At 52.1% G+C, this 1,187-nt stretch carries 1 rRNA gene; it reads left to right on the top strand.

Annotated elements, in window-relative coordinates:
• Positions 1-75: 75 nt before the first annotated feature.
• A 23S ribosomal RNA gene (locus B149_RS0116000) occupies positions 76-1,187 on the top strand; the annotation flags it as partial.

Genomic DNA, 1,187 nt, shown 5'->3' with positions numbered 1-1,187 from the left:
GTGGGGCTGGCGGGTAACCGAATCTTGGGGATGATCTTTGACAGTTGAATAGGGTGAGAGAGAGGATTCTTAGTTAGATAAGTTAATAAGGGCAACTAGTGGATGCCTAGGCGCTAAGAGGCGATGAAGGACGTGGTAGGCTGCGATAAGCTGCGGCGAGGAGTCAAACATCCTTTGACCCGCAGATTTCCGAATGGGGGAACCCAGCAGGATTCATATCCTGTTATCCTTGAGCTGAATACATAGGCTCTTGGAAGCAAACCCGGGGAAGTGAAACATCTCAGTACCCGGAGGAGAATAAATCAAGAGAGATTCCGGTAGTAGCGGCGAGCGAACCTGGATTAGCCCAAACCGGATGGTTTCGACCATTCGGGGTTGTAGGGCCGTCATCATCGATCCGTGATTAGATAGGGGAACAGGCTGGGAAGCCTGACCGTAGAGAGTGAAAGTCTCGTACCCGAAGTCGAACAGCGGCGTAGACGGTTCCTGAGTACCGCGGGACACGTGAAACCCCGTGGGAATCTGGGAGGACCATCTTCCAAGGCTAAATACTCCTTAGCGACCGATAGCGAACCAGTACCGTGAGGGAAAGGTGAAAAGAACCCCTGTTAGGGGAGTGAAATAGAACCTGAAACTGGTTGCCTACAAGCTGTTGGAGCGGACTTGTTCCGTGACAGCGTGCTTTTTGCATAACGGGCCAGCGAGTTATTCTGTAGTGCGAGGTTAAGCGTTAGTGTAGCCGTAGCGAAAGCGAGTCCGAATAGGGCGACGAGTACTGCGGAGTAGACCCGAAGCCGGGTGATCTATCCATGAGCAGGTTGAAGCTCAGGTAAAACTGAGTGGAGGACCGAACCAGTATCAGTTGAAAATGATTTGGATGACTTGTGGATAGGGGTGAAAGGCCAATCAAACCCGGTGATAGCTGGTTCTCCCCGAAATATATTGAGGTATAGCCTCGGGAACGAGTCTTGCGGAGGTAGAGCACTGATAAGGCTAGGGGCCCCACCAGGTTACCAACCCTTCTCAAACTCCGAATGCCGTAAGATGCTTCCCGGGAGTCAGGCTATGGGTGCGAAGGTCCATGGCCAAGAGGGAAACAGCCCAGATCGACAGCTAAGGTCTCCAAATCCATACTAAGTGGGAAAGGTGGTGGAGTTGCTGATACATCCAGGAGGTTGGCTTAGAAG

This window comes from Desulfovibrio oxyclinae DSM 11498 (assembly GCF_000375485.1).
Lineage (GTDB): Bacteria > Desulfobacterota > Desulfovibrionia > Desulfovibrionales > Desulfovibrionaceae > Pseudodesulfovibrio > Pseudodesulfovibrio oxyclinae.
This window is presented reverse-complemented; position numbering and strand designations above follow the sequence as displayed.